The following is a 20,216-nucleotide window of genomic DNA, read 5'->3' on the forward strand; positions in this document are numbered from 1 at the left end:
GCTCTCGTTCGTGGAGGCGACCGACTTCCCCGGCTAATCACAGGGTGGGTGGTGGCGCTTGCGTTCGCCGCGCCAGAGCAAAGACCGGCACCGCCAATAGCTGCATCGCAATCGAAAACGCGATCAGCGCCGTCATCGAGCGGTCGTACAGCAGGCCGGTGACGATGCTTCCGGCCAGCCACCCAACCCCATAACCTGCATAGTACAGGCCGAACGCCAGGTTGCGCTTTCCCTCGGGAAGCACCTCGGCGACGAGCGCCTTGAGCAGGGTGTCCTGCGTCGCGTAGCCGACGCCCCACAACAGCATGCCGACGAGCACCAGCTGAAAGTCGCCGAGGAACACGAGCGGTGAGAACGGGGCGGAGAGGCACACCGCGCCGATCACCACGGGGAGACCGAGGTGATCGTAGAGCCTGCCCAGGGCGAGACTTGCGAGCACGCCGAACGCCGTCGAGGCCGCCAGCAAGACCGGAATCCACTGCTCGGATGCGATCTTCGATTTTGACAGATGGTACGAGATCAGCTCGAAGCTCATGAGCCCGGCGGCAAACAAGGCGCCCGCCAGCATGTACAGCCAGTACGGACGAGCGAAGCTTCGCGCCGGCGCCGTTTGGCCTTGCTCGAGCCGCGACGGCAATGGGAAATTCACGCGTGCGACGGCCAGCGCGAGGAGCGCGGACACGGCGGATATCAGCAGAAGCGCATAACCGGTCCGATAATCTCCTTTCAGGAGCAGGACCAGGGCGATCAGAAGCGGGCCAAGGGTGGCCCCGATCTCGTCCAGCGCGGTGTTGACGGCGTAGACCCATCCCTTGCCGAGCTCGCCCGTCGTGTAGGAGAGCATCGCCTCGACCGTCGGCTTGCGCAACGCGCGTCCGATTCTCTCAGCTAGAATGAATGCGGCTGCCGTCTGCCAATTCCAGGCAAGCGCCATGGCTGGGACGGCAAACAGGTTGATGACGTAACCAGCGAAAGTGATGAGCCAATAGCGACCGGTGCGGTCTGCGAGATAACCAGCACCGAGCCGCAGCGAATAGCCGAGAAACTCACCCGCGCCGGCTGTGATGCTGACGGCCGCCGCGCTGGCGCCGAGCGAAGCCATGAAGGGACCATTGATGCTCGCGCCGCCCTCGTAAGTGACGTCGCCGAACAGATTGACCACGCCCATTGTCAGCACGAAAGTGAAAGCGGGCGAGGCGTGCGCGGAAACTTTTTTCATAGCCCTGATCCTGCCGGGCTGGGGAGCCGCCGCTTACTGCGGCGTGAACTGCGCGAGGTCACGGATGCCCATCGTCTGCTCGAGTTCTGCGACGCGCGTGCTCCTCCGGTGAGGTCGGGGACCCCGCCTGGTCGGGCCATGGCGTCACAGCGGCGCTCTATCGGGGCATTCCGAGGCGGACGGGCGGTAACGGCCGGCGCATCGGCCGGTTCCTAGGCTCGGCCGCACCGGCGCGTTGTCGGGATGGGCGCAGCGGGAAGCCACCGTTCGCTCGGCCGCGCGCGGTGGCCGGGCCTGGTCGGTATGAGACCTAGGCCCGTTCCTCCCAGATCATGGCCAGATGCACGATCGTCTGCACGGCCTTTTCCATGTCCTGCCGGCTCACCCATTCGAGCCGCGAATGAAACGCGTGCTCGCCGGCGAAGATGTTGGGGCAGGGCAGGCCCATGAAGGACAGGCGCGAGCCGTCGGTGCCGCCGCGGATCGCGGTGCGCATCGGACGCAGACCGGCACGGCGGATGGCTTCGATGGCGTATTCGAGAACGTGCGGGTGACGATCGATCACCTGCTTCATGTTGCGATACTGCTCGCGCACCTCGAACTTGTAGGTCGAGCGCGGATAGTCCTTCATCACGTCCTTGACGATGGTCTCGAGCAGGACCTCCTTCTCCTTCAGCCCTTCCTCGGTGAAGTCGCGGACGATGAAGGAGAGGGTCGCCTGCTCCAGCGCGCCCTCGATGCCGATCGGATGTAGAAAGCCCTGCTTGCCCGAGGTCGTCTCCGGCGAGCAGCCTTCCTTCGGCAGGCGCTCGATGATGGCGGCGGCGATCTTGATTGCGTGCTCCATCTTGCCCTTGGCGTAGCCGGGATGGGCGCTGACGCCATTGATGGTGATGGTGGCGCCGTCGGCCGAGAACGTCTCGTCCTCGACGCAGCCGGCGCTCTCGCCGTCCATGGTGTAACCGAAATCGGCGCCCAGCTTCTTCAGGTCGACATTGTCGACGCCGCGGCCGATCTCCTCGTCCGGCGTGAACAGGATCTTGATGGTGCCGTGCTTCACGTCGGGGTTGGTGAGGAAGAAATGCGCGGCATCCATGATCTCGGCGACGCCGGCCTTGTTGTCGGCCCCCAATAGCGTGGTGCCGTCGGTGGTGATGATGTCGTTGCCGATCTGGCTCTTCAGCGCGGGGTGCTCGGCGAAGCGGATCACCTGGCTGGTGTCGCCCGGCAGCACGATATCGCCGCCGCGATAGTTCTTCACGACCTGCGGCTTGACGTCCTTGCCGGTGACATCGGGCGAGGTGTCCATGTGCGAGCAGAAGCAGATCACCGGCACCTTCTTTTCGGTGTTGGCCGGGATGGTGCCGTAGACATAGCCGAAATCGTCGAGATGCGCGTCCTCGACGCCCATCGCCTTCAGTTCGGCGGCGAGCACGCGGCCAAGATCCTTCTGCTTCTCGGTCGAGGGCGAACTGGGGGATTCCGGATCGGACTGGGTATCGATGGTGACGTAGCGCAGGAAGCGCTCGGTCACGGTATGCGAAAAGGAGAGGGAGGACATTTCTGGTCAAACCGCCGGGTCTTGGGGAGCAGGTCTTGGGAAGCAGGCGGTATATCAGAAAAGCGGATCATGATGCGGCGAGAACGAGATCCGGTCAGGCCTAATGAATCGTACGTGCTAGATCGCCTCTTTCAGTTCCTTTACCGGGCGGAACGCGACCTTCCTGCTGGCCTTGATGTGAATCGCCTCGCCGGTGCCAGGATTGCGGCCGGTGCGGGCGGCGCGCTTGCGGACCTGGAGGATGCCAAGGCCCACGATACGGACACGGTCGCCCTTCTTGAGGTGCTTGGCGATCAGGTCGACCATGTCGGTCAGAACGGCCTCGGCGTGCTTTTTTGACAGGTCCTGGCGCTCCGCAATATCGGCGGCGAGGTGCTTGAGCGTGATCGTGGCGGGAGCGGCTGCCTTCTTCGCCGAATCCTTCTTCGCGGAATCCTTCTTAGCCATGAATGGCCTCCTCGGGTTATCCACCGACGGGGGAACCCCTGGAAGAGCCGAGAATGCGGGGATCCCTCTAAGTCCTTTCAGGCGTAGACGATTCGGGCGCGGGCTGACTATGCCGAGAGTTCCCGGTGGACCCACCGGCCGGGCAGATTACGTGGACTACGTGCAATGCCCACTTGAGTGCCTAGAAGTTGTGCCGTTCCATACCCGCCGAACGGATCTTCGGCGGGGAGGGATTGTTGTCTGAGGAATTTCAGCGGTTTGTCATTTTGAACCGAAGCGGGTCGCGATGCCGATGAGGGCGACGAGGATCGGATCAAGCGCGGAAAGAGGCCGCCGACACCGACGGCCTTTTGGGCGACTAGTGAGGAGAAACGATTGCGGCCACACTGAACGCCACCACGCAGGCAACGGCAAGTGACCAGAGCGCTATTGCGATCTCTCTAGGCATAGAGACGCAACACCACTTGATATCGGGGGTTCCTATACGGCGCGGCGGTACTTAAGCGCGCCTCTTACTGAGGCCAATACCGTCTTTCTGATAATTCGGCTACTCGTTTGAAGCTTGCAGCGCAGCTTCTAATTCCGCGACGATGTCGTGCAGGAGCCCGAGCGCGAGCGGATCGGTGACGTCGCGCTCCATCATGCGGTAGCGCATGATCTGATCTTCAAGCTCTTGCTGTTCCTCGCCGTCGTCGTCCATCGCGAAGTCTCCGCAATCAAGCATGACGCCGAACGAGGGCGATGGTTGCGGGGGATCTTGAAATATTTGAGCCGAAACTAAGGCATCCGGCACCCGCTATCCTGAGCGGGATGGGCGTTCCATTCAGAACATTCCGATCAGGATGAAAAGGCCGATCTCGACCACGAACGTCACGGCCATGATTGCGACCGTGAGGAACACATCGCCCACCGGGAGAGGGGTCATGGCGCGCCTCGCATGTTGCGAAGCCCCGAAGCCCAATAACCAACCTCCTGATCTCGGGAATGTTTCAGTTTCAAGCGGTCGGGATCGCCTACCGCAATTCGAGTTGCGTGATCGCCTGCGCTGAAATCTGTGCAGGGTCTTTGAGCCCTGTTTGGGCGATCTTTATGATTGTTTTCGCCACCAGTTCCGTGAGGGGATCGTCGCGATCTTTAACACATAGAGCACGCAAGGTTTGCTCGTAAGCCTTTGTAATACAAGCAATCTCTCTCGGTGCCATACCGTGGGTTTGCAAATGTAGGTAGATCCCCATGTCTCGCCCTTCAGCACGCCTACGAGGGACAATACCATGGAACCGTAGCTTCACCGAAAAAAATTGGAACCTATTAACGTATTTAAATTTATTTAATTCGTGCTAGTTTAATATTGGATCGCCCTAAAATAGAGGATTGGCCGCTATGCCCGCTGAAGACGACGACCGGCGTGAGTTTCTGAAGACTTGCGGAAAGTTCGCGGCGGTGACTCCGCCAACCATAACTATGCTGCTTTCGACCTCCCTCACGTCAAACGCTATTGCGCATTCCGGAGGTGGAGGCGTCCGGCACGAGCACCACGAACACCATCACCATCACCATCACGACCGCGATTAGGCGGGCAAGGACGATCAGAGACGATCGAGGCCGCCCGTGGAGGCGGCCTTAGTTCCTTGTAAGAGGCTTTCGCGGTTCTTCCGCCATCGCATCGATTTCACCAGGGGCAAGCTCCCCAGTGCGGTCCTTTAGATCGGCCGCCCGCTGGATCAATCCCGACGCAACCTGCGGGTCCTTTGTTGTTTTTGCCATTCGCAGCAGCGTTGCTGCGGCCTCTCGGGCGAAGGAGGTGTAACGCGGCACGTTTTCATCCCATCGAAGGCCCCGTGGGATGAGTCAGAAACCCGGACTGCGTTCCGCAGCTTTGTACAAAAATGTACACAGGCAACAAAATGCCTCAGCTCCGGGGCTGACACCGAGCTGAGGCCTTGTGTCGGCATCACGTTTTCGAGGCGTGATCCGCAAGACCAACTTTGCTCCCGCTCCTCGGTTCCCAGTGCTTGCAAAGCAGGTCCCAATAATTACGGCCGAGTTCTCGCGCAGCTGCCTTCGCGATCTCGTGCGGTTCATGAGTGCCGACGCTGTCGCGAACGAGCGCCCGATTTGGCTGTTCAGCGTCCGCGCGAGCTGGCTTTCTCCGGGGCAGTCCAGCCGAGAGGCTTGCCTTCGGTTGCCATCAGCCGACGCCGCGCAGGGGCAGCGCGAGCTGCACGTCAAGGCGCCGTCTCGCGTTGGCTTTGATGAAGTCCTGCAGCGCTGGCCTGATCTCGGCGTCCGTGTTGGCGACGCGCTCGGCTAGCGCGTCGGCGACGTCGGGGGTCGCATCCCGTGACCAGCCCTCGACGGCATTGAAGCAGACGATCCTGACCGGGTAGGCGTATTGGCCGGAGATGATGTCCTGCAGCACGGTCTCGAGATCCGTGTCGCCCTCGTCGGTCTCGCGCCAGGCGCTGCCGGCGCATGCGCCGAAATCCTCGAGCACCAGGTAGATGTCGCGGTCGAGACGATCCGCCGGCACAATCGACGGCGAGGAACGCATACGCATACTCCGAAACTGTCGCTTCGGCGGAGAGTCGGCCCCGGCTTCGGGGCGTGGTGTGGGGGTAGGCCGGGGCCGCTCCACCAGCTCAAGCGGCGAGCCGGCGAGACTCTTAATCTGATCCCGTGACCTTCGTTCCCCGCGATCGGTCCTGCTCGGCGCGGTATCGGAACATCCGAAGCAGATTTGCTTTAGCTTGCTTCCTGAGTTCGCTGACGAGCATCACCATGCTTCGCATCGGTTCTTCATCGCCTCATCCCCCGGGAGCAGGGGGAGACCAATTCCGTACCTGCCCGCACTGCAACGGCCGATTGAGCCGGGTGGAACGTCTCCTTAATACCCGCAATGACAAGCCTGTGCGCATCTACAAGTGCGCCGATTGCCAGAAGCTCACTTGGGACGATTAGACCGGTGGCGTCAGCCCGTGCCCATGCGTGGCGGCTGAAAATCCGGCCGGACTTCGGCGCCGCGGTGACCGCATTTGCTGCACGTGAATTGCGGCTTTCGCCGAGGCTGATCTTGGGGCCCGGTGTCACGGCCCTCTTGTCGCACGTGTACGCAGCGAGAACAAAGGGGCCGCGGACTATTGGGCATCAGCGGCTTGGGCCGTGTGTGATTTTCGGCGCGCGAGCGCTCCGCGGCGGATTCGCACCGGTACGAACGAAGCCGGACCAAAAGTGTCAGGGCGCCGGCCATCCTGACACTCGAGTGTCGAAAGGTCCGTATCGGCCAAATCTAAGTGATTGATCTTCCGCCATTGAATGGCGCGAGAGACGGGGCTCGAACCCGCGACCTCCGGCGTGACAGGCCGGCGCTCTAACCAACTGAGCTACTCCCGCGTGGTTCGCTGGACGCGCGCGGAACGAGGGGGGACTTAAAGGGGGGACATGGTGAAGTCAAGGACGTTGCGCTTCCCCAGAGCGTCCCGGCTAAGCATTGCTCTGGAAAACGAAAAAGGCCGCCCCGGGGGCGGCCATTGGCCGGCTCGGAAGAGGCCGTATCAGCGAATCTCCGACGTCCCTGCGCTCGTTACCACCACCGGCTTGCCGGCCTTGATCACATGGCTCGACTGGGCGGTCTGGCTGTAATCGGCATGGGTGCGGGCTGCGATCCCGAAGCCGGCCACGACGATGCCAGCCACCAGCGCCACCACCACGATCTTCAGGTGGGTCGCACGATCAGCGGAGTGAATAGAGTGGTTCATCTGAGCCTCCCGACGGGCTTTACCGCCGTCTATGGCTCTTCTTCTAAGGACCATCTGTTTCCGGATGGTTTCGCGGGTTCCGCAAAATGGTTTCATTAAAGCATGATCCGGAAAAGTGCGAAGCGGTTTTCCGGAAAGATCATGCGTAAACAACAAGCTAAAGCGCGATGACGATTCATCCAAATCTCATCGCGCTTTAATACGCCCGCTTGGTTTCGCCGGGGTTGGCCGGAAGGGGCGTCAGGCGGGCGCCCGGCCGATGCCATCCCGGATCGCGCGGGCGGCCGAGATGAACAGCAGGGCGCCGAGCGTGGTCGTGACTGCGGCCGGGAGCGGGGAGTAGCGCACGGCGCGCCATAACGCCTTTAGAATGACGTTGACCCTGCCCACCCACCACGGGCGAGGCCGAGGTGGTCGCGCGGCCCACAATTTCGAGTGGTCCTCGCCGCGGCTTAGTTGCGCCCGCAGCGGCCCGGGCTTGGCACGCCCCGGCTTTCTTGGCAGAGGTGGAATCATGGGCCAGACCGAGAGCAGGGGCGGGTCGACGTCATCGAAAACGGACGAGAGCGAGCCGGCGGCGCCGATCACCGCGATGCTGTCGTCGCGGCTGATGGTGCTTGCCAATTTGCTCAAACGCGGCGCCATCCTGCGCTACAAGCGGCTGACTGGATTGAACTCGGTCGAGTTCGGTCTCGTCGCCTCGCTCGGACGGCGGCCGCCGATGAGTGTGGCGCGGCTCGCCGAAGCCGTCGGCCAGGACAAGGGACAGATCAGCCGTGCACTCGCAAATCTGCTGTCGCGCAAGCTGATCGCAAAAGCGGCCAATCCGAAGGACAGCCGCGAGGTGCTGATCTCGCTCACCGTGACGGGTCTCGCTGCGCATGATGCGATCGTCGATGGCGCGCAGGAGCGCAACCGCCGTCTGCTGGAGCATCTGAGCGAAGCCGAACTGCATGCACTGCTGCGGCAGGTCGATCAGCTCACGGCGATCGCCGCCGAGATGCTCGAGGCCGAGAAGAATTTGCGCTGATCTCGCTGCGGCACGCGGAACTATTGAAGCACTTCTAAGAGACTTTCTAAGAAGCTTTCAATTAGGGAAATCGCGCGCCCTCACATAAGTCGCCGCAAGCGCATGCCGTTCCGGGACAGGCGGCATGATGCATCGAACATGCAGCTTTGGGGTGGCGCGTTGAACAGTCTTGGAATGCTGCGGTCGGCCGTGTTGGCGACGGCATCCGCTTGGATCTTGATGCCGCAGGCATCGCTCGCACAGTCTTCGGCGCCGAGCGGCGCGCAGAATCTGCCGTCGGTGACCGTCACCGCGCCGGAAACCCGGAGACGTGCTGCTGCGACCCCACAGCGCCGTGCGACGCGATCGTCGGTGCAGACCGCCGACAGGAGCAAGCCCCAGCCGCAGCGCAATCTCGGCTTCGTCGAGACACCGCTTGGCCCGGTGAACGGTTTTGTCGCGGGTCGCAGCTCGTCCGGCACCAAGACCAACACGCCGATCATCGAGACACCGCAATCGGTCTCGGTGATCGGCGCCGAGCAGATCCGTGGCCAGAAGCCGAACAAGCTCGACGAGGTGCTGCGCTACACCGCTGGCGTTCGGGCAGGGACCTTCGGTGCGGACACCCGCAACGATTGGTGGTTGATCCGCGGCTTCAAGTCCGACGACGTCGGACTGTTCCTCGACGGTATGCAGTTGTTCTACACCTCCTATGCGAGCTGGCGTCTGCCGCCATCCAACATGGAGCGCGTCGAGGTGCTGCGCGGTCCTTCCGCCGTGCTCTATGGTGGTTCGAGCCCGAGCGGCATCGTCAACGTCATCAGCAAGATGCCGCCGGCCGAACCGATCCGCTACATCGAGACCGGCGTCAACAATTTCGGCAACGCCTATGTCGGCTTCGACGTCGGCGGGCCGATCGCAACCCAGCCCCAAGATGGCAAGCTGTTCTACCGCGTCGTCGGCGAGGTCAGGAACGGTGGCACGCAGGTCGCCTTCACGCCGGACAACAACTACTTCATCGCACCGTCATTCACCTGGAAGCCCGATGCCGACACAACCTTCACGGTTCTCGCATCGGCGTCGAAGACGGACACCCGCGGCATCAACTTCCTCCCGTACCAGGGCACGGTGACCGATGCGCCGTTCGGCAAGATTCCGACCAGCTTCTTCGTCGGCGATCCCAGTGTCGACAAGTTCACGCGCGAGCAGGAGATGCTCGGCTATCGGTTCGAGCGCAATCTCACTGACGACCTCACCTTTCGGCAGAACGCGCGGTTTGCGCATATCGACCTGACTTATCGCGGCTACATCGGCAACGGTTGGGAGAACATCAATACGGCCGTGATGGGCCGCTACAATTGGTACGCAAAGGACACCGCGAACCAGGCCAATCTCGACAACCAGCTGGAGTATCGCTTCAACACGGGACCGGTGCGGCACACGATGCTGTTCGGAGTGGATCTCAGGGGCTATCAGATCGACGACTACCAGAACTTCAATTTCGGCACCGTCCCTTCGATCAACGTCTTCAATCCCGTCTACGGTCTCGACATTCCGCTCACGGGCGCGCCGTTCCGCAACTTCCTCATCACGCAGAAGCAGGCGGGCACTTATCTCCAGGATCAGATGAAGCTCGGCAACTTCACACTGGTGGTGAGTGGTCGCAACGACTGGGTGGAGACGACGCAGGCGGGCCGCGACACCGGAGCCACGGTCGCAAGCCGCGACGACAGCAAGTTCAGCGGGCGAGCCGGGCTGATCTACAATTTCGAGAACGGCATCGCGCCCTACGTCTCCTATGCGACGAGCTACAACCCGGTCATCGGTCTCAACGCCAGCAACCAGCTGTTCCTGCCGGAGACCGGACAACAGGCCGAGATCGGCGTGAAGGTCGCGCCGAGGGGGTTCGACGGTTACTTCACGGCTTCGGTGTTCGACCTGAAGCGTCAGAACGTGGCGACGACCGCGGGCACGCCGATCTTGCTGAACCAGACCGGCGAGGTGACCTCTCGCGGCATCGAGCTCGAAGCGGTGGCCAATGCCACGAAGGAACTCAAGCTGATCGGCGCCTTCACCGCCTATCACCTCTTCAACAGCAGGGATCTCGATCCGTCGCTGGTCGGCAAGACGCCGACCAACACGCCTCAGCTTCTGGTCTCGGCGTGGGCCGACTACACCTTCAAGATAGGTCCGCTCGAAGGATTCGGTTTTGGCGGCGGCGTCCGTTACGTCGGCTCCTCCTGGGCCGACCCCGCCAACACGCTCGAGGTTCCCGCGGTGGTGCTTGGCGATCTCGCCCTTCATTACGAATGGCAGAACTGGCGCACGGCCATCAACGTGATCAACGTGACCGACAAGATCTACGTCGCGAGCTGTTCGTTCCCGACGTCCTGCTTCTATGGCGACCGTCGGCGCGTCACCGCGAGCGTCTCCTACAAATGGTGAGGACAGGCGAGGGCGGGGCCGTGGCGGCAGGCTGTGGGACTTGGACCGACGGGTCGTGAACGTCCTTCGGCTCCGCCTGGAGACAGCTGATCTGGCGTCACGATGAGCTCACGGGCCATGCCCCCCGGCCCGGAGCTCATCCGAGCGCGGCGCGAGCGACCAGCAAGTCGCCGCTGCCGCGCTCGTGGTCAGGTCCGGAGCTGACCGCCGACGCATTCGCCAGACGAGCCCCGGCCCTTTCGTGGCGCATGGCTCTCTGATCGTCCGCAGCTGTGGATAGGTGTCCTATGTTGCATCTGTCCCGATCGCGGCAGCGCCCTCAATGGCTCCTTGGCTGCACCGCTCGGGGGGACCCCCTGGAAAAAGGACCCTCGGCAAAATATGTCAAGGCGGCGGCCGGCTGTTGCCTGGGCTGCACGTGTCGTCAGAAAAAGTGTACATTTGGTCGGTCAAAGCGCGGGCGATAGCTGCCTTGACCCCTGCGCCGCAATCTCGGAACTGCGGGCCAGCGAAACCGTCACCGCTCTTGCTGGGGCCGGCGATCTGCTCCATACCAGCCGCGGGGTGATTCCGGGATTTTCGCCGCGCTGGGAGCGGCAAAGGGCCTGAAACGAGCGTGTCTTGCGCCCATTGGTGCACTGCGCTAAGGCTCAGAATAATTCCAAATCGGACGAATCCGTGGCTCTCCCGAGGCTGCGGGAAAAAGGGCTCGTCAATGAGCGGCATTCTTCAGAACTATCTTCCACTCGTGGTCTTTATAGGCGTTGCGGGCCTCATCGGTCTCGTGCTGCTGATCGCGCCCTTCATCGTGGCGTTCCAGCAGCCGGACCCGGAAAAGCTCTCGGCCTATGAGTGCGGTTTCAACGCCTTCGACGACGCCCGCATGAAGTTCGACGTCCGCTTCTATCTGGTCGCCATCCTCTTCATCATCTTCGACCTCGAGGTGGCGTTCCTGTTTCCCTGGGCTGTGGCGTTCGGCAAGCTTGGCGCGACCGGCTTCTGGTCCATGGTGGTGTTCCTCGCCGTGCTGACGGTCGGGTTCGCCTACGAATGGAAAAAGGGAGCACTGGAATGGGATTGAACCCCGCATCGTCCACCGGTCCGGTCATCGCGCCGGCCCCGAAGGGCATCCTGGATCCGTCGACCGGAAAGCCGGTCGGGGCCAATGATCCATTCTTCCTCGAGGTCAGTTCCGAGCTGTCCGACAAGGGCTTCTTCGTGGCCGCGACCGACGATCTCATCACATGGGCGCGCACCGGCTCCCTGATGTGGATGACCTTCGGTCTCGCGTGCTGCGCCGTCGAGATGATGCAGGTGTCGATGCCGCGCTACGATGTCGAGCGCTTCGGCTTCGCCCCGCGTGCCTCGCCGCGCCAGTCCGACGTGATGATCGTCGCGGGAACCCTGACCAACAAGATGGCGCCTGCGCTGCGCAAGGTCTACGACCAGATGCCGGAGCCGCGCTACGTCATCTCGATGGGCTCCTGCGCCAATGGCGGCGGCTACTACCACTATTCCTACTCGGTCGTGCGCGGCTGCGACCGCATCGTGCCGATCGACATCTACGTGCCGGGCTGCCCGCCCACGGCGGAAGCGCTGCTCTATGGCGTGCTGCTGCTGCAGAAGAAGATCCGGCGCACCGGCACCATCGAACGCTAAGGTTTTACGTCATGGACGACGCCAAGCTCGACGCCCTGGGGCAGACGATCGTTAGCGCGCTTCCGGGCGCCGCGACCGGTCACTCGGTGGCCTTCAACCAGCTGACCGTGGATGTCGAGGCCAGCAAGATCGTCGAGGTGGTCAAGTACCTCCGCGATGACCCGAACTGCCGTTTCGTCAACATCACCGACATCACGGCGGTGGACTACCCGGATCGCGAGAAGCGCTTCGACGTGATCTACCACTTCCTGTCGCCGACGTTGAACGCGCGGATCCGGCTCAAGGCTCAGGCCGACGAGACCACGCAGGTGCCGTCGCTGATCGACGTCTTCCCCGGCGCCGACTGGTTCGAGCGCGAGGCCTACGATCTCTACGGCGTGTTCTTCGTCGGCCATCCCGACATGCGCCGCATCCTCACGGACTACGGCTTCGAGGGCCATCCGCTGCGCAAGGATTTCCCGCTCACCGGCTTCGTCGAGGTCCGCTACGACGACCAGGAGAAGCGGGTGGTCTACGAGCCCGTCCGGCTCAACCAGGAATTCCGCAAGTTCGATTTCCTCTCGCCGTGGGAGGGGGCGGACTATCCGCTGCCGGGGGATGAAAAAGCGGGGCCGAAGAGCTGATCATGAACGAGCAACCGCAGAATCTCCGCAACTTCACCATCAACTTCGGGCCGCAGCATCCGGCGGCGCACGGCGTGCTGCGCCTGGTGCTGGAACTCGACGGTGAGGTGGTCGAGCGCGTCGATCCGCATATCGGCCTGCTTCATCGCGGCACCGAGAAGCTGATCGAGCAAAAGACGTACTTGCAGGCGATCCCTTATTTCGACCGGCTCGACTACGTCGCGCCGATGAACCAGGAGCACGCCTTCTGCCTCGCCGCCGAAAAGCTGCTGGGCATCGAGGTGCCGCGCCGCGGCCAGCTGATCCGCGTGCTCTATTGCGAGATCGGCCGCATCCTGTCGCATCTGCTCAACGTCACTACACAGGCGATGGACGTCGGCGCGCTGACCCCGCCGCTGTGGGGCTTCGAAGAGCGCGAGAAGCTGATGGTGTTCTACGAGCGCGCCTCGGGCAGCCGCATGCACGCTGCTTATTTCCGTATCGGCGGCGTGCATCAGGACCTGCCGCAGAAGCTGGTCGACGACATCGAGGCCTGGTGCGATCCGTTCCTGAAGGTCGTGGACGACCTCGACCGGCTGCTCACCGCCAACCGCATCTTCAAGCAGCGCAACGTCGACATCGGCGTGGTGCCGCTCAAGGAGGCCTGGGAGTGGGGATTCTCGGGCGTCATGGTGCGCGGCTCGGGCGCGGCCTGGGATCTGCGCAAGTCGCAGCCCTATGAGTGCTACGCCGAGATGGATTTCGACATCCCGATCGGCAAGAACGGCGACTGCTACGACCGCTATCTGATCCGCATGGAAGAGATGCGCCAGGCCGTGCGCATCATGAAGCAGTGCATCCAGAAACTGAACGCGCCGGACGGCAAGGGCCCCGTCGTCGTCGCCGATAACAAGGTCGCCCCGCCGCGCCGTGGCGAGATGAAGCGCTCGATGGAAGCCTTGATCCACCACTTCAAGCTCTACACCGAAGGCGTCCACGTGCCGGCCGGCGAGGTCTATGCCGCGGTCGAGGCGCCCAAGGGCGAGTTCGGCGTCTATCTCGTCGCCGACGGCACCAACAAGCCCTACAAGTGCAAGATCCGCGCGCCGGGCTTCGCCCATCTCCAGGCGATGGATCACATCTGCCGCGGCCATCTGCTTGCCGACGTCTCGGCGATCCTCGGCTCGCTCGACATCGTGTTCGGAGAGGTCGATCGGTGATGGCGCAGGCGCCAATCCAGTTTGACCGTGCCTCGGGGGCCCTTGAAGGGGCCAACCTGTGGGAGCGGACGGCTGCCTTGGCGCTGGTGACGGGATCGAAGATCTCCTCGCACTTCTCGCACATGGGCTACATCGCCTGCGCGAATCTGCTGCGCAAGACGCTGCCGGAGCGCAACATCGCGATCAGGCTCAACCCCGACGCGGTGTTCGAATTCCCCTATGGGGACGGCTACTGGAGCAAGCTGCTCAACCGCTCGTACAATTATGAGGACGAGCTCGAGCTGCTGTTCGCCGACTCCATCGACGTCGACTACACGCTGCTCGATTGCGGCGCCAATTACGGCTATTGGTCGGTGCTGGTGTCGAGCAAGCCGTTCGGTGCGCACAAGGCGATCGCGATCGAGCCGTCGGGCCAGAACTATCCGAAGCTCGCCAACAACGCCCGCGTCAACGGTGGCCGCTTCGAGACCATGAAATGCGCGATCGGCGCGGCCCGCGGCACCGCGCGGCTCTCCGGCACCAAGCACGAGGCCTTCAGCATCGCCGGCGATCCGTCGGTGGGCGGTGAGGAAGTGCCGGTCATTGCGCTCGACGATCTGATCGGCGACGGCAAGGTCGCGGCCACCGGCAAGTACCTGATCAAGCTGGACGTCGAAGGCGTCGAGATCGAGGCGATCAAGGGCGGCGTCCGGCTGCTGCAGGCCGACAGCGTCATCATGTGCGAGGAGCACGGCAGCGACCGCTCTCACGCCGTGTCGCGCTTCATCCTCGAACAGACCCCGCTGAAGCTGATCGTGTTCGATCCGCGCAGCAACCGGATGGAGACCGTGACCGAGCTGTCGATCCTCGACCGCATCAAGGTCTCGACCCACGTCGGCTACAACGTTTTCGGCACCGCAAGCGCATTCTGGCAGGACAGGATCGAGGCCATGAATGCGAAGACCGCGCGCCGCATGCAGTGAGAGATTGAAGCTATGTCCGTTCGCCGATTAGCACCGAAGGAAGTCCAGCCCGCGAGCTTTGCGTTCACGGAGGAGAACCTCGCATTCGCCAGGCAGCAGATCGCGAAGTATCCGCCCGGACGCCAGGCTTCCGCCGTCATCGCCATCCTCTGGCGCGCGCAGGAACAAAATAACGGCTGGGTCTCGGAAGCCGCGATCCGCGTCATCGCCGACATGCTCGACATGCCCTATATTCGCGTGCTGGAGGTCGCGACCTTCTACACGATGTTCCAGCTCGCTCCCGTGGGCAAGAAAGCCCATGTCCAGGTCTGCGGCACCACGCCCTGCCGCCTGCGCGGCGCCGAGGACCTGATCCACGTCTGCGAGCACCGCATCCATCACGAGCCCTTCCATCTCTCCAAGGACGGCAATTTCAGCTGGGAAGAGGTGGAGTGCCTGGGCGCTTGCGTGAACGCGCCGATGGTGCTGATCGGCAAGGACACCTATGAGGACCTGACCAAGGAAAGCTTCGGCAAGGTGCTCGACGGCTTTGCTTCGGGCAATCCGCCCAAGCCCGGTCCCCAGAACGGCCGCCAGTTCTCGGCGCCGATAACCGGACCGACCACGCTGAAGGAGGTCACCTGATGCGTGATCTTTCGTCGCCTTCAGTGCAGGGGAGCGGTGCCGTGAAAAGATGGGGCTTCATCGCGATGCATGCCGCGGTGGCGGCCACGTTCATTTTCCTGCTGCAGCGTCTCAGCCTGAACGCGTCGCTGGAATCCAGTCTGCTCTGGGCGCTGACCTTCGCCGTCTGCGCCGCCGGACTTGCCTACAAGCAGTCCAATCGTTGATCGGAAAGCACTGATATGCTCGAGGACAAGGACCGCATCTTCAAGAACCTCTACGGCCTCCACGATTGGGGGCTCGAGGGTGCGCGGCGCCGCGGCGCCTGGGATGGCACCAAGAATATCATCGACAAGGGCCGCGACTGGATCATCAACGAGATGAAGGCGTCGGGTCTGCGCGGTCGTGGCGGCGCTGGCTTCCCGACCGGTCTGAAATGGTCCTTCATGCCGAAGGAATCGACCGACGGAAGACCGAGCTATCTGGTCGTCAACGCCGACGAGTCCGAGCCCGGCACCTGCAAGGATCGCGAGATCATGCGGCATGATCCGCATCTGCTGGTCGAGGGCTGCCTGATCGCGAGCTTCGCGATGAACGCGCATGCCTGCTACATCTACGTCCGCGGCGAGTTCATCCGCGAGCGTGAGCGCCTCCAGGCCGCGATCGACCAGGCCTACGAGGCCAAGCTGATCGGCAAGGACAACGTCAACGGCTGGCCGTTCGATCTCTATGTCGCCCACGGCGCCGGCGCCTACATCTGCGGCGAAGAGACCGCGCTGCTCGAAAGCCTCGAGGGCAAGAAGGGCCAGCCGCGGCTGAAGCCGCCGTTCCCGGCAAACGTCGGTCTGTTCGGCTGCCCGACCACCGTCAACAACGTCGAGTCGATCGCGGTCGCGCCCGACATCCTGCGTCGCGGCGCGGCCTGGTTCGCCGGCATCGGCCGTCCGAACAATGTCGGCACGAAACTGTTCTGCATCTCCGGCCATGTCGAGCGGCCCTGCAACGTCGAAGAAGCCATGGGCATTCCGTTCCGTGAGCTGATTGATAAGCATTGCGGCGGCATCCGCGGCGGCTGGGACAATCTCAAGGCGGTGATCCCCGGCGGCTCGTCCGTGCGCATGGTGCCGGCCGAGCAGATCATCGACACGCCGATGGATTTTGACAGCTTGAGCAAGCTGCGCTCGGGTCTCGGCACTGCGGCCGTGATCGTGATGGACAAGTCGACTGATCTGATCCGCGCCATCGCCCGCATTTCGTACTTCTACAAGCATGAGAGCTGCGGCCAATGCACCCCGTGCCGCGAAGGCACCGGCTGGATGTGGCGCGTGTTGACCCGCATGGCCGAAGGCCGCGCCCATAAGCGCGAGATCGACATGCTGCTTGAAGTGACGAAACAGGTCGAAGGCCACACCATCTGCGCGCTCGGCGATGCTGCGGCCTGGCCGATCCAGGGCCTGATCGCGCACTTCCGTCACGAGATCGAGGCGCGCATCGACCAGTATTCGCATAAGGCCGATGTCGACGATATCGGCGTCCGCGATCCCGTGAACATGGTCGCGGCGGAGTAAGAAGAATGACCAAGCTCATCATCGACGGCAAAGAGATCGACGTCCCGCCGGAGTACACGCTGCTTCAGGCGTGCGAGGCGGCGGGCGCCGAGATTCCGCGCTTCTGCTATCACGAGCGGCTGTCGATCGCCGGCAATTGCCGGATGTGCCTCGTCGAAGTGAAAGGCGGCCCGAAGCCGGTCGCGAGCTGCGCCTGGGGTGTGCGCGATTGCCGTCCGGGTCCCAAGGGCGAGCCGCCGGAGATCTCCACGCGTTCGCCGATGGTGAAGAAGGCGCGCGAAGGCGTGATGGAATTCCTGCTGATCAACCATCCGCTGGACTGCCCGATCTGCGACCAGGGCGGCGAGTGCGACCTGCAGGACCAGGCGATGGGCTATGGTGTCGACACCAGCCGCTTCGCCGAGAACAAGCGCGCCGTCGAGGACAAGTACCTCGGCGCGCTGGTCAAGACCTCGATGAACCGCTGCATCCAGTGCACGCGCTGCGTCCGCTTCTCGGCGGAAGTCGCCGGCGCGCCCGAGATGGGCGCCACCGGCCGCGGCGAGGACATGGAGATCACGACCTATCTCGAGCACGCGCTGACCTCGGAATTGCAGGGCAATCTCGTCGACATCTGTCCGGTCGGCGCGCTGACCTCGAAGCCCTATGCGTTCGCGGCGCGTCCCTGGGAGCTCGGCAAGACCCAGTCGATCGACGTCATGGACGGGCTCGGATCGGCGATCCGCGTCGATACCCGCGGCCGTGAGGTGATGCGCATCCTGCCGCGCATCAACGAGGCCGTGAACGAGGAATGGATCTCCGACAAGACCCGTCACATCGTCGACGGCCTGCGCACCCAGCGCCTCGACCGGCCCTATATCCGCGAAGCCGGCATGCTGCGTGCAGCGAGCTGGCCCGAGGCCTTCGCCGCCATCGCCGCCAAGGCGGCGCGCAGTGACGGCAAGCGGATCGGCGCGATCGCCGGCGATCTCGCTGGCGTCGAGGAGATGTTCGCGCTGAAGGATCTGCTCGCCAAGTACGGCTCGAGCAATCTGGCGGTGCAGGGCGGCGACGCCTTCGATCCCGCGCTCGGCCGCGGCTCCTACATCTTCAACCCGACGCTTGCGGGCGTCGAGCAGGCCGATGCGCTGCTCATCATCGGCGCCAATCCGCGCAAGGAGGCGGCCGTGTTCAACGCCCGCATCCGCAAGCGCTGGCGTGCCGGCGGCTTCAAGGTCGGCGTGATCGGCGCCAAGGCCGACCTGACCTATGATTATGACCATCTCGGTGCGGGCACCGAGACGCTCGGCGAGCTCGCGGCCGGCAAGCACTCCTTCGTGGACGTGCTGAAGAACGCCAAGCATCCGATCATCCTGGTCGGCGCAGGCGCGGCCGCCCGTCACGATGGCGCGGCCATTCTTGCCGCGAGCGCCAAGCTCGCGATCGACGTCGGGGCGGTGAAGGACGGCTGGAACGGCTTTGGCGTGCTGCACGAAACTGCCTCGCGCGTCGGTGCGCTCGATATCGGCTTCTCCGCCGCGGCGGGTGGGCTGAACGCCGCGCAGATGACGACTTTCGGCACGCTGGACTTGCTGTTCCTGCTCGGGGCCGACGAGATCAAGGCGCCTGACGGCACCTTCGTCGTCTATATCGGCACTCACGGCGACCGCGGCGCGCATCGCGCCGACGTGATCCTGCCGGCAGCGGCCTACACCGAGAAGTCAGCGATCTACGTCAACACCGAAGGCCGGGTGCAGATGACCGGCCGCGCCGCATTCCCGCCGGGCGAAGCCCGCGAGGACTGGGCGATCATCCGCGCGCTGTCGGAGGCGCTCGGCAAGAAGCTCGGCTACGACTCGCTTTCGGCGCTGCGCCAGGCGATCTTCAAGGCCGTGCCGCATCTGATCCGTCTCGGCCAGATCGAGGCCGGCTCCGCCGACCAGATCAAGAAGCTTGCAGGGAAGGGCGGCTCGCCGGAAAAGGCGCCGTTCAAGCCCCTGGTCGAGGACTTCTACCTGACCAACCCAATCGCGCGTGCGTCCGCCGTGATGGCGGAATGCTCGCGCCTCGCCTCCGGGCAAATGCTGACCGCAGCGGAGTGAGCGTGATCTGATGGAATTCTTCGAAAGCGCATTCTGGACCGGCTTCCTCTGGCCGCTGATCATCATGGTCGCGCAGAGCGTATTGGTGCTCGTCGTCCTCTTGGTCGCGATCGCCTACATCCTGCTCGCCGACCGCAAGATCTGGGCGGCGGTGCAGATCCGCCGCGGCCCGAACGTGGTCGGCCCCTGGGGCCTGCTGCAGTCCTTCGCCGACCTCCTGAAGTTCGTGCTCAAGGAGCCGATCATTCCGGCGGGCGCCAACAAGGGCGTGTTCCTGCTGGCACCGCTGGTGTCGTGCGTGCTCGCGCTCGCGGCCTGGGCGGTGATTCCGACCAATCTCGGCTGGGTGATCTCCGACATCAATGTCGGCATCCTCTTCATCTTCGCGATCTCGTCGCTGTCGATCTACGGCATCATCATGGCCGGCTGGTCGTCGAATTCGAAATACCCGTTCCTGGCCGCGCTGCGCTCAGCGGCGCAGATGGTGTCGTATGAAGTCTCGATCGGCTTCGTCATCATCACGGTGCTGCTCTGCGCCGGCACGCTGAACCTCACGGCCGTGGTCGAGGCCCAGCATGCGCGCGGTCTTGCCAGCCTGATCGGGCTGCCGCAGCTCACCATCCTGAACTGGTACGTCTGGCCGCTGTTCCCGATGTTCGTGGTGTTCTACGTCTCGGCACTGGCGGAAACCAACCGTCCGCCGTTCGATCTCGTGGAAGCCGAATCCGAGCTCGTCGCCGGCTTCATGGTCGAATACGGCTCGACGCCGTACCTCTTGTTCATGCTCGGCGAGTATGTCGCGATCGTCACGATGTGCGCGTTGGCGACGATCCTGTTCCTCGGAGGCTGGCTGCCGCCGGTCGATCTGCCGCCCTTCAACTGGGTGCCGGGGATCATCTGGTTCTCGCTGAAGCTGTTCTTCATGTTCTTCCTGTTCGCGATGGCGAAGGCGATCGTGCCGCGCTACCGCTACGACCAACTGATGCGCCTCGGCTGGAAGGTGTTCCTGCCGCTGTCGCTGGTGATGGTGGTCGTGGTGGCCGGCGTGCTGCATTTCGCCGGCATCGCGCCGAAGTGAGGGCCGT

19 protein-coding genes and 1 tRNA gene are annotated in these 20,216 nt (G+C 63.3%); 12 read left to right on the top strand and 8 right to left on the bottom strand.

Going from position 1 to position 20,216, the window contains the following annotated elements; all coding sequences use genetic code 11:
• Window positions 1-37: 37 nt before the first annotated feature.
• From BRAD3257_RS18460 to BRAD3257_RS18500, 8 genes are all read right to left on the bottom strand, one after another.
• The gene (locus tag BRAD3257_RS18460; protein WP_244607987.1) at window positions 38-1,168 is read right to left on the bottom strand and encodes an MFS transporter; all 1,131 of its coding nucleotides are present in this window, start codon (window positions 1,166-1,168) and stop codon (window positions 38-40) included.
• Between the two features lie 361 nt (window positions 1,169-1,529).
• Window positions 1,530-2,780, bottom strand: a complete 1,251-nt coding sequence (pepT, locus tag BRAD3257_RS18465; RefSeq protein ID WP_122402991.1) for a peptidase T — start codon at window positions 2,778-2,780, stop codon at window positions 1,530-1,532.
• A 117-nt stretch (window positions 2,781-2,897) separates the two neighbouring features.
• Window positions 2,898-3,227: an HU family DNA-binding protein gene (locus BRAD3257_RS18470; RefSeq protein WP_122402992.1), complete on the bottom strand. Its 330-nt coding sequence runs from the start codon at window positions 3,225-3,227 to the stop codon at window positions 2,898-2,900.
• Between the two features lie 547 nt (window positions 3,228-3,774).
• Window positions 3,775-3,927: a hypothetical protein gene (locus BRAD3257_RS40325; protein WP_164937087.1), complete on the bottom strand. Its 153-nt coding sequence runs from the start codon at window positions 3,925-3,927 to the stop codon at window positions 3,775-3,777.
• 313 nt (window positions 3,928-4,240) lie between these two features.
• Entirely contained in the window at window positions 4,241-4,462 is a 222-nt protein-coding gene (locus BRAD3257_RS18475) for a hypothetical protein (protein WP_122402993.1), read from the bottom strand.
• 953 nt (window positions 4,463-5,415) lie between these two features.
• Complete coding sequence (locus BRAD3257_RS18490; protein ID WP_122402996.1) at window positions 5,416-5,778, bottom strand: hypothetical protein; 363 nt, start codon at window positions 5,776-5,778, stop codon at window positions 5,416-5,418.
• Between the two features lie 762 nt (window positions 5,779-6,540).
• Window positions 6,541-6,617: transfer RNA gene (locus BRAD3257_RS18495), tRNA-Asp, on the bottom strand.
• A 161-nt stretch (window positions 6,618-6,778) separates the two neighbouring features.
• On the bottom strand, window positions 6,779-6,982 hold the full coding sequence (locus BRAD3257_RS18500) for a hypothetical protein (protein WP_122406638.1): 204 nt from the start codon (window positions 6,980-6,982) through the stop codon (window positions 6,779-6,781).
• A gap of 514 nt (window positions 6,983-7,496) precedes the next feature.
• Here BRAD3257_RS18500 and BRAD3257_RS18510 point away from each other — a divergent pair.
• The 12 genes from BRAD3257_RS18510 (at window position 7,497) to nuoH (ending at window position 20,209) form a co-directional block, all read left to right on the top strand.
• The gene (locus tag BRAD3257_RS18510; protein WP_122402998.1) at window positions 7,497-8,012 is read left to right on the top strand and encodes a MarR family winged helix-turn-helix transcriptional regulator; all 516 of its coding nucleotides are present in this window, start codon (window positions 7,497-7,499) and stop codon (window positions 8,010-8,012) included.
• 174 nt (window positions 8,013-8,186) lie between these two features.
• Window positions 8,187-10,436: a TonB-dependent siderophore receptor gene (locus BRAD3257_RS18515; protein ID WP_162500254.1), complete on the top strand. Its 2,250-nt coding sequence runs from the start codon at window positions 8,187-8,189 to the stop codon at window positions 10,434-10,436.
• A gap of 715 nt (window positions 10,437-11,151) precedes the next feature.
• On the top strand, window positions 11,152-11,517 hold the full coding sequence (locus BRAD3257_RS18520) for an NADH-quinone oxidoreductase subunit A (protein WP_008136158.1): 366 nt from the start codon (window positions 11,152-11,154) through the stop codon (window positions 11,515-11,517).
• Complete coding sequence (locus tag BRAD3257_RS18525) at window positions 11,508-12,095, top strand: NuoB/complex I 20 kDa subunit family protein (RefSeq protein ID WP_162500255.1); 588 nt, start codon at window positions 11,508-11,510, stop codon at window positions 12,093-12,095. The genes BRAD3257_RS18520 and BRAD3257_RS18525 overlap by 10 nt, the downstream gene beginning before the upstream one ends.
• 11 nt (window positions 12,096-12,106) lie before the next feature.
• Window positions 12,107-12,718 (top strand): NADH-quinone oxidoreductase subunit C, encoded by a 612-nt coding sequence (locus BRAD3257_RS18530; RefSeq protein ID WP_027575316.1) that lies wholly within the window; start codon window positions 12,107-12,109, stop codon window positions 12,716-12,718.
• A 2-nt stretch (window positions 12,719-12,720) separates the two neighbouring features.
• Complete coding sequence (locus BRAD3257_RS18535; RefSeq protein ID WP_122403000.1) at window positions 12,721-13,917, top strand: NADH-quinone oxidoreductase subunit D; 1,197 nt, start codon at window positions 12,721-12,723, stop codon at window positions 13,915-13,917.
• Window positions 13,917-14,879 (top strand): FkbM family methyltransferase, encoded by a 963-nt coding sequence (locus tag BRAD3257_RS18540; RefSeq protein WP_162500256.1) that lies wholly within the window; start codon window positions 13,917-13,919, stop codon window positions 14,877-14,879. Before BRAD3257_RS18535 ends, BRAD3257_RS18540 begins: the two co-directional genes overlap by 1 nt.
• Before the next feature lie 12 nt (window positions 14,880-14,891).
• Complete coding sequence (nuoE, locus tag BRAD3257_RS18545; RefSeq protein ID WP_122403002.1) at window positions 14,892-15,503, top strand: NADH-quinone oxidoreductase subunit NuoE; 612 nt, start codon at window positions 14,892-14,894, stop codon at window positions 15,501-15,503.
• Entirely contained in the window at window positions 15,503-15,709 is a 207-nt protein-coding gene (locus tag BRAD3257_RS18550) for a hypothetical protein (RefSeq protein ID WP_122403003.1), read from the top strand. Before nuoE ends, BRAD3257_RS18550 begins: the two co-directional genes overlap by 1 nt.
• A 15-nt stretch (window positions 15,710-15,724) precedes the next feature.
• Window positions 15,725-17,050, top strand: coding sequence for an NADH-quinone oxidoreductase subunit NuoF (gene nuoF, locus BRAD3257_RS18555; RefSeq protein WP_122403004.1), 1,326 nt, complete (start codon window positions 15,725-15,727; stop codon window positions 17,048-17,050).
• Between the two features lie 5 nt (window positions 17,051-17,055).
• Complete coding sequence (nuoG, locus tag BRAD3257_RS18560; protein ID WP_122403005.1) at window positions 17,056-19,131, top strand: NADH-quinone oxidoreductase subunit NuoG; 2,076 nt, start codon at window positions 17,056-17,058, stop codon at window positions 19,129-19,131.
• Between the two features lie 10 nt (window positions 19,132-19,141).
• The gene (nuoH, locus tag BRAD3257_RS18565) at window positions 19,142-20,209 is read left to right on the top strand and encodes an NADH-quinone oxidoreductase subunit NuoH (RefSeq protein WP_122403006.1); all 1,068 of its coding nucleotides are present in this window, start codon (window positions 19,142-19,144) and stop codon (window positions 20,207-20,209) included.
• Window positions 20,210-20,216: the final 7 nt, after the last annotated feature.

It is taken from the genome of Bradyrhizobium vignae (assembly GCF_900324035.1).
Lineage (GTDB): Bacteria > Pseudomonadota > Alphaproteobacteria > Rhizobiales > Xanthobacteraceae > Bradyrhizobium > Bradyrhizobium vignae.

Bases quoted from the DNA above. Each gene is read 5' to 3' on its own strand.
- BRAD3257_RS18460 (WP_244607987.1), bottom strand. From the start codon at position 1,168: ATGGGCGTGGTCAATCTGTTCGGCGACGTCACTTACGAGGGCGGCGCG.
- pepT (WP_122402991.1), bottom strand. From the start codon at position 2,780: ATGTCCTCCCTCTCCTTTTCGCATACCGTGACCGAGCGCTTCCTGCGC.
- BRAD3257_RS18470 (WP_122402992.1), bottom strand. From the start codon at position 3,227: ATGGCTAAGAAGGATTCCGCGAAGAAGGATTCGGCGAAGAAGGCAGCC.
- BRAD3257_RS40325 (WP_164937087.1), bottom strand. From the start codon at position 3,927: ATGGACGACGACGGCGAGGAACAGCAAGAGCTTGAAGATCAGATCATG.
- BRAD3257_RS18475 (WP_122402993.1), bottom strand. From the start codon at position 4,462: ATGGGGATCTACCTACATTTGCAAACCCACGGTATGGCACCGAGAGAG.
- BRAD3257_RS18490 (WP_122402996.1), bottom strand. From the start codon at position 5,778: ATGCGTTCCTCGCCGTCGATTGTGCCGGCGGATCGTCTCGACCGCGAC.
- BRAD3257_RS18500 (WP_122406638.1), bottom strand. From the start codon at position 6,982: ATGAACCACTCTATTCACTCCGCTGATCGTGCGACCCACCTGAAGATC.
- BRAD3257_RS18510 (WP_122402998.1), top strand. From the start codon at position 7,497: ATGGGCCAGACCGAGAGCAGGGGCGGGTCGACGTCATCGAAAACGGAC.
- BRAD3257_RS18515 (WP_162500254.1), top strand. From the start codon at position 8,187: ATGCTGCGGTCGGCCGTGTTGGCGACGGCATCCGCTTGGATCTTGATG.
- BRAD3257_RS18520 (WP_008136158.1), top strand. From the start codon at position 11,152: ATGAGCGGCATTCTTCAGAACTATCTTCCACTCGTGGTCTTTATAGGC.
- BRAD3257_RS18525 (WP_162500255.1), top strand. From the start codon at position 11,508: ATGGGATTGAACCCCGCATCGTCCACCGGTCCGGTCATCGCGCCGGCC.
- BRAD3257_RS18530 (WP_027575316.1), top strand. From the start codon at position 12,107: ATGGACGACGCCAAGCTCGACGCCCTGGGGCAGACGATCGTTAGCGCG.
- BRAD3257_RS18535 (WP_122403000.1), top strand. From the start codon at position 12,721: ATGAACGAGCAACCGCAGAATCTCCGCAACTTCACCATCAACTTCGGG.
- BRAD3257_RS18540 (WP_162500256.1), top strand. From the start codon at position 13,917: ATGGCGCAGGCGCCAATCCAGTTTGACCGTGCCTCGGGGGCCCTTGAA.
- nuoE (WP_122403002.1), top strand. From the start codon at position 14,892: ATGTCCGTTCGCCGATTAGCACCGAAGGAAGTCCAGCCCGCGAGCTTT.
- BRAD3257_RS18550 (WP_122403003.1), top strand. From the start codon at position 15,503: ATGCGTGATCTTTCGTCGCCTTCAGTGCAGGGGAGCGGTGCCGTGAAA.
- nuoF (WP_122403004.1), top strand. From the start codon at position 15,725: ATGCTCGAGGACAAGGACCGCATCTTCAAGAACCTCTACGGCCTCCAC.
- nuoG (WP_122403005.1), top strand. From the start codon at position 17,056: ATGACCAAGCTCATCATCGACGGCAAAGAGATCGACGTCCCGCCGGAG.
- nuoH (WP_122403006.1), top strand. From the start codon at position 19,142: ATGGAATTCTTCGAAAGCGCATTCTGGACCGGCTTCCTCTGGCCGCTG.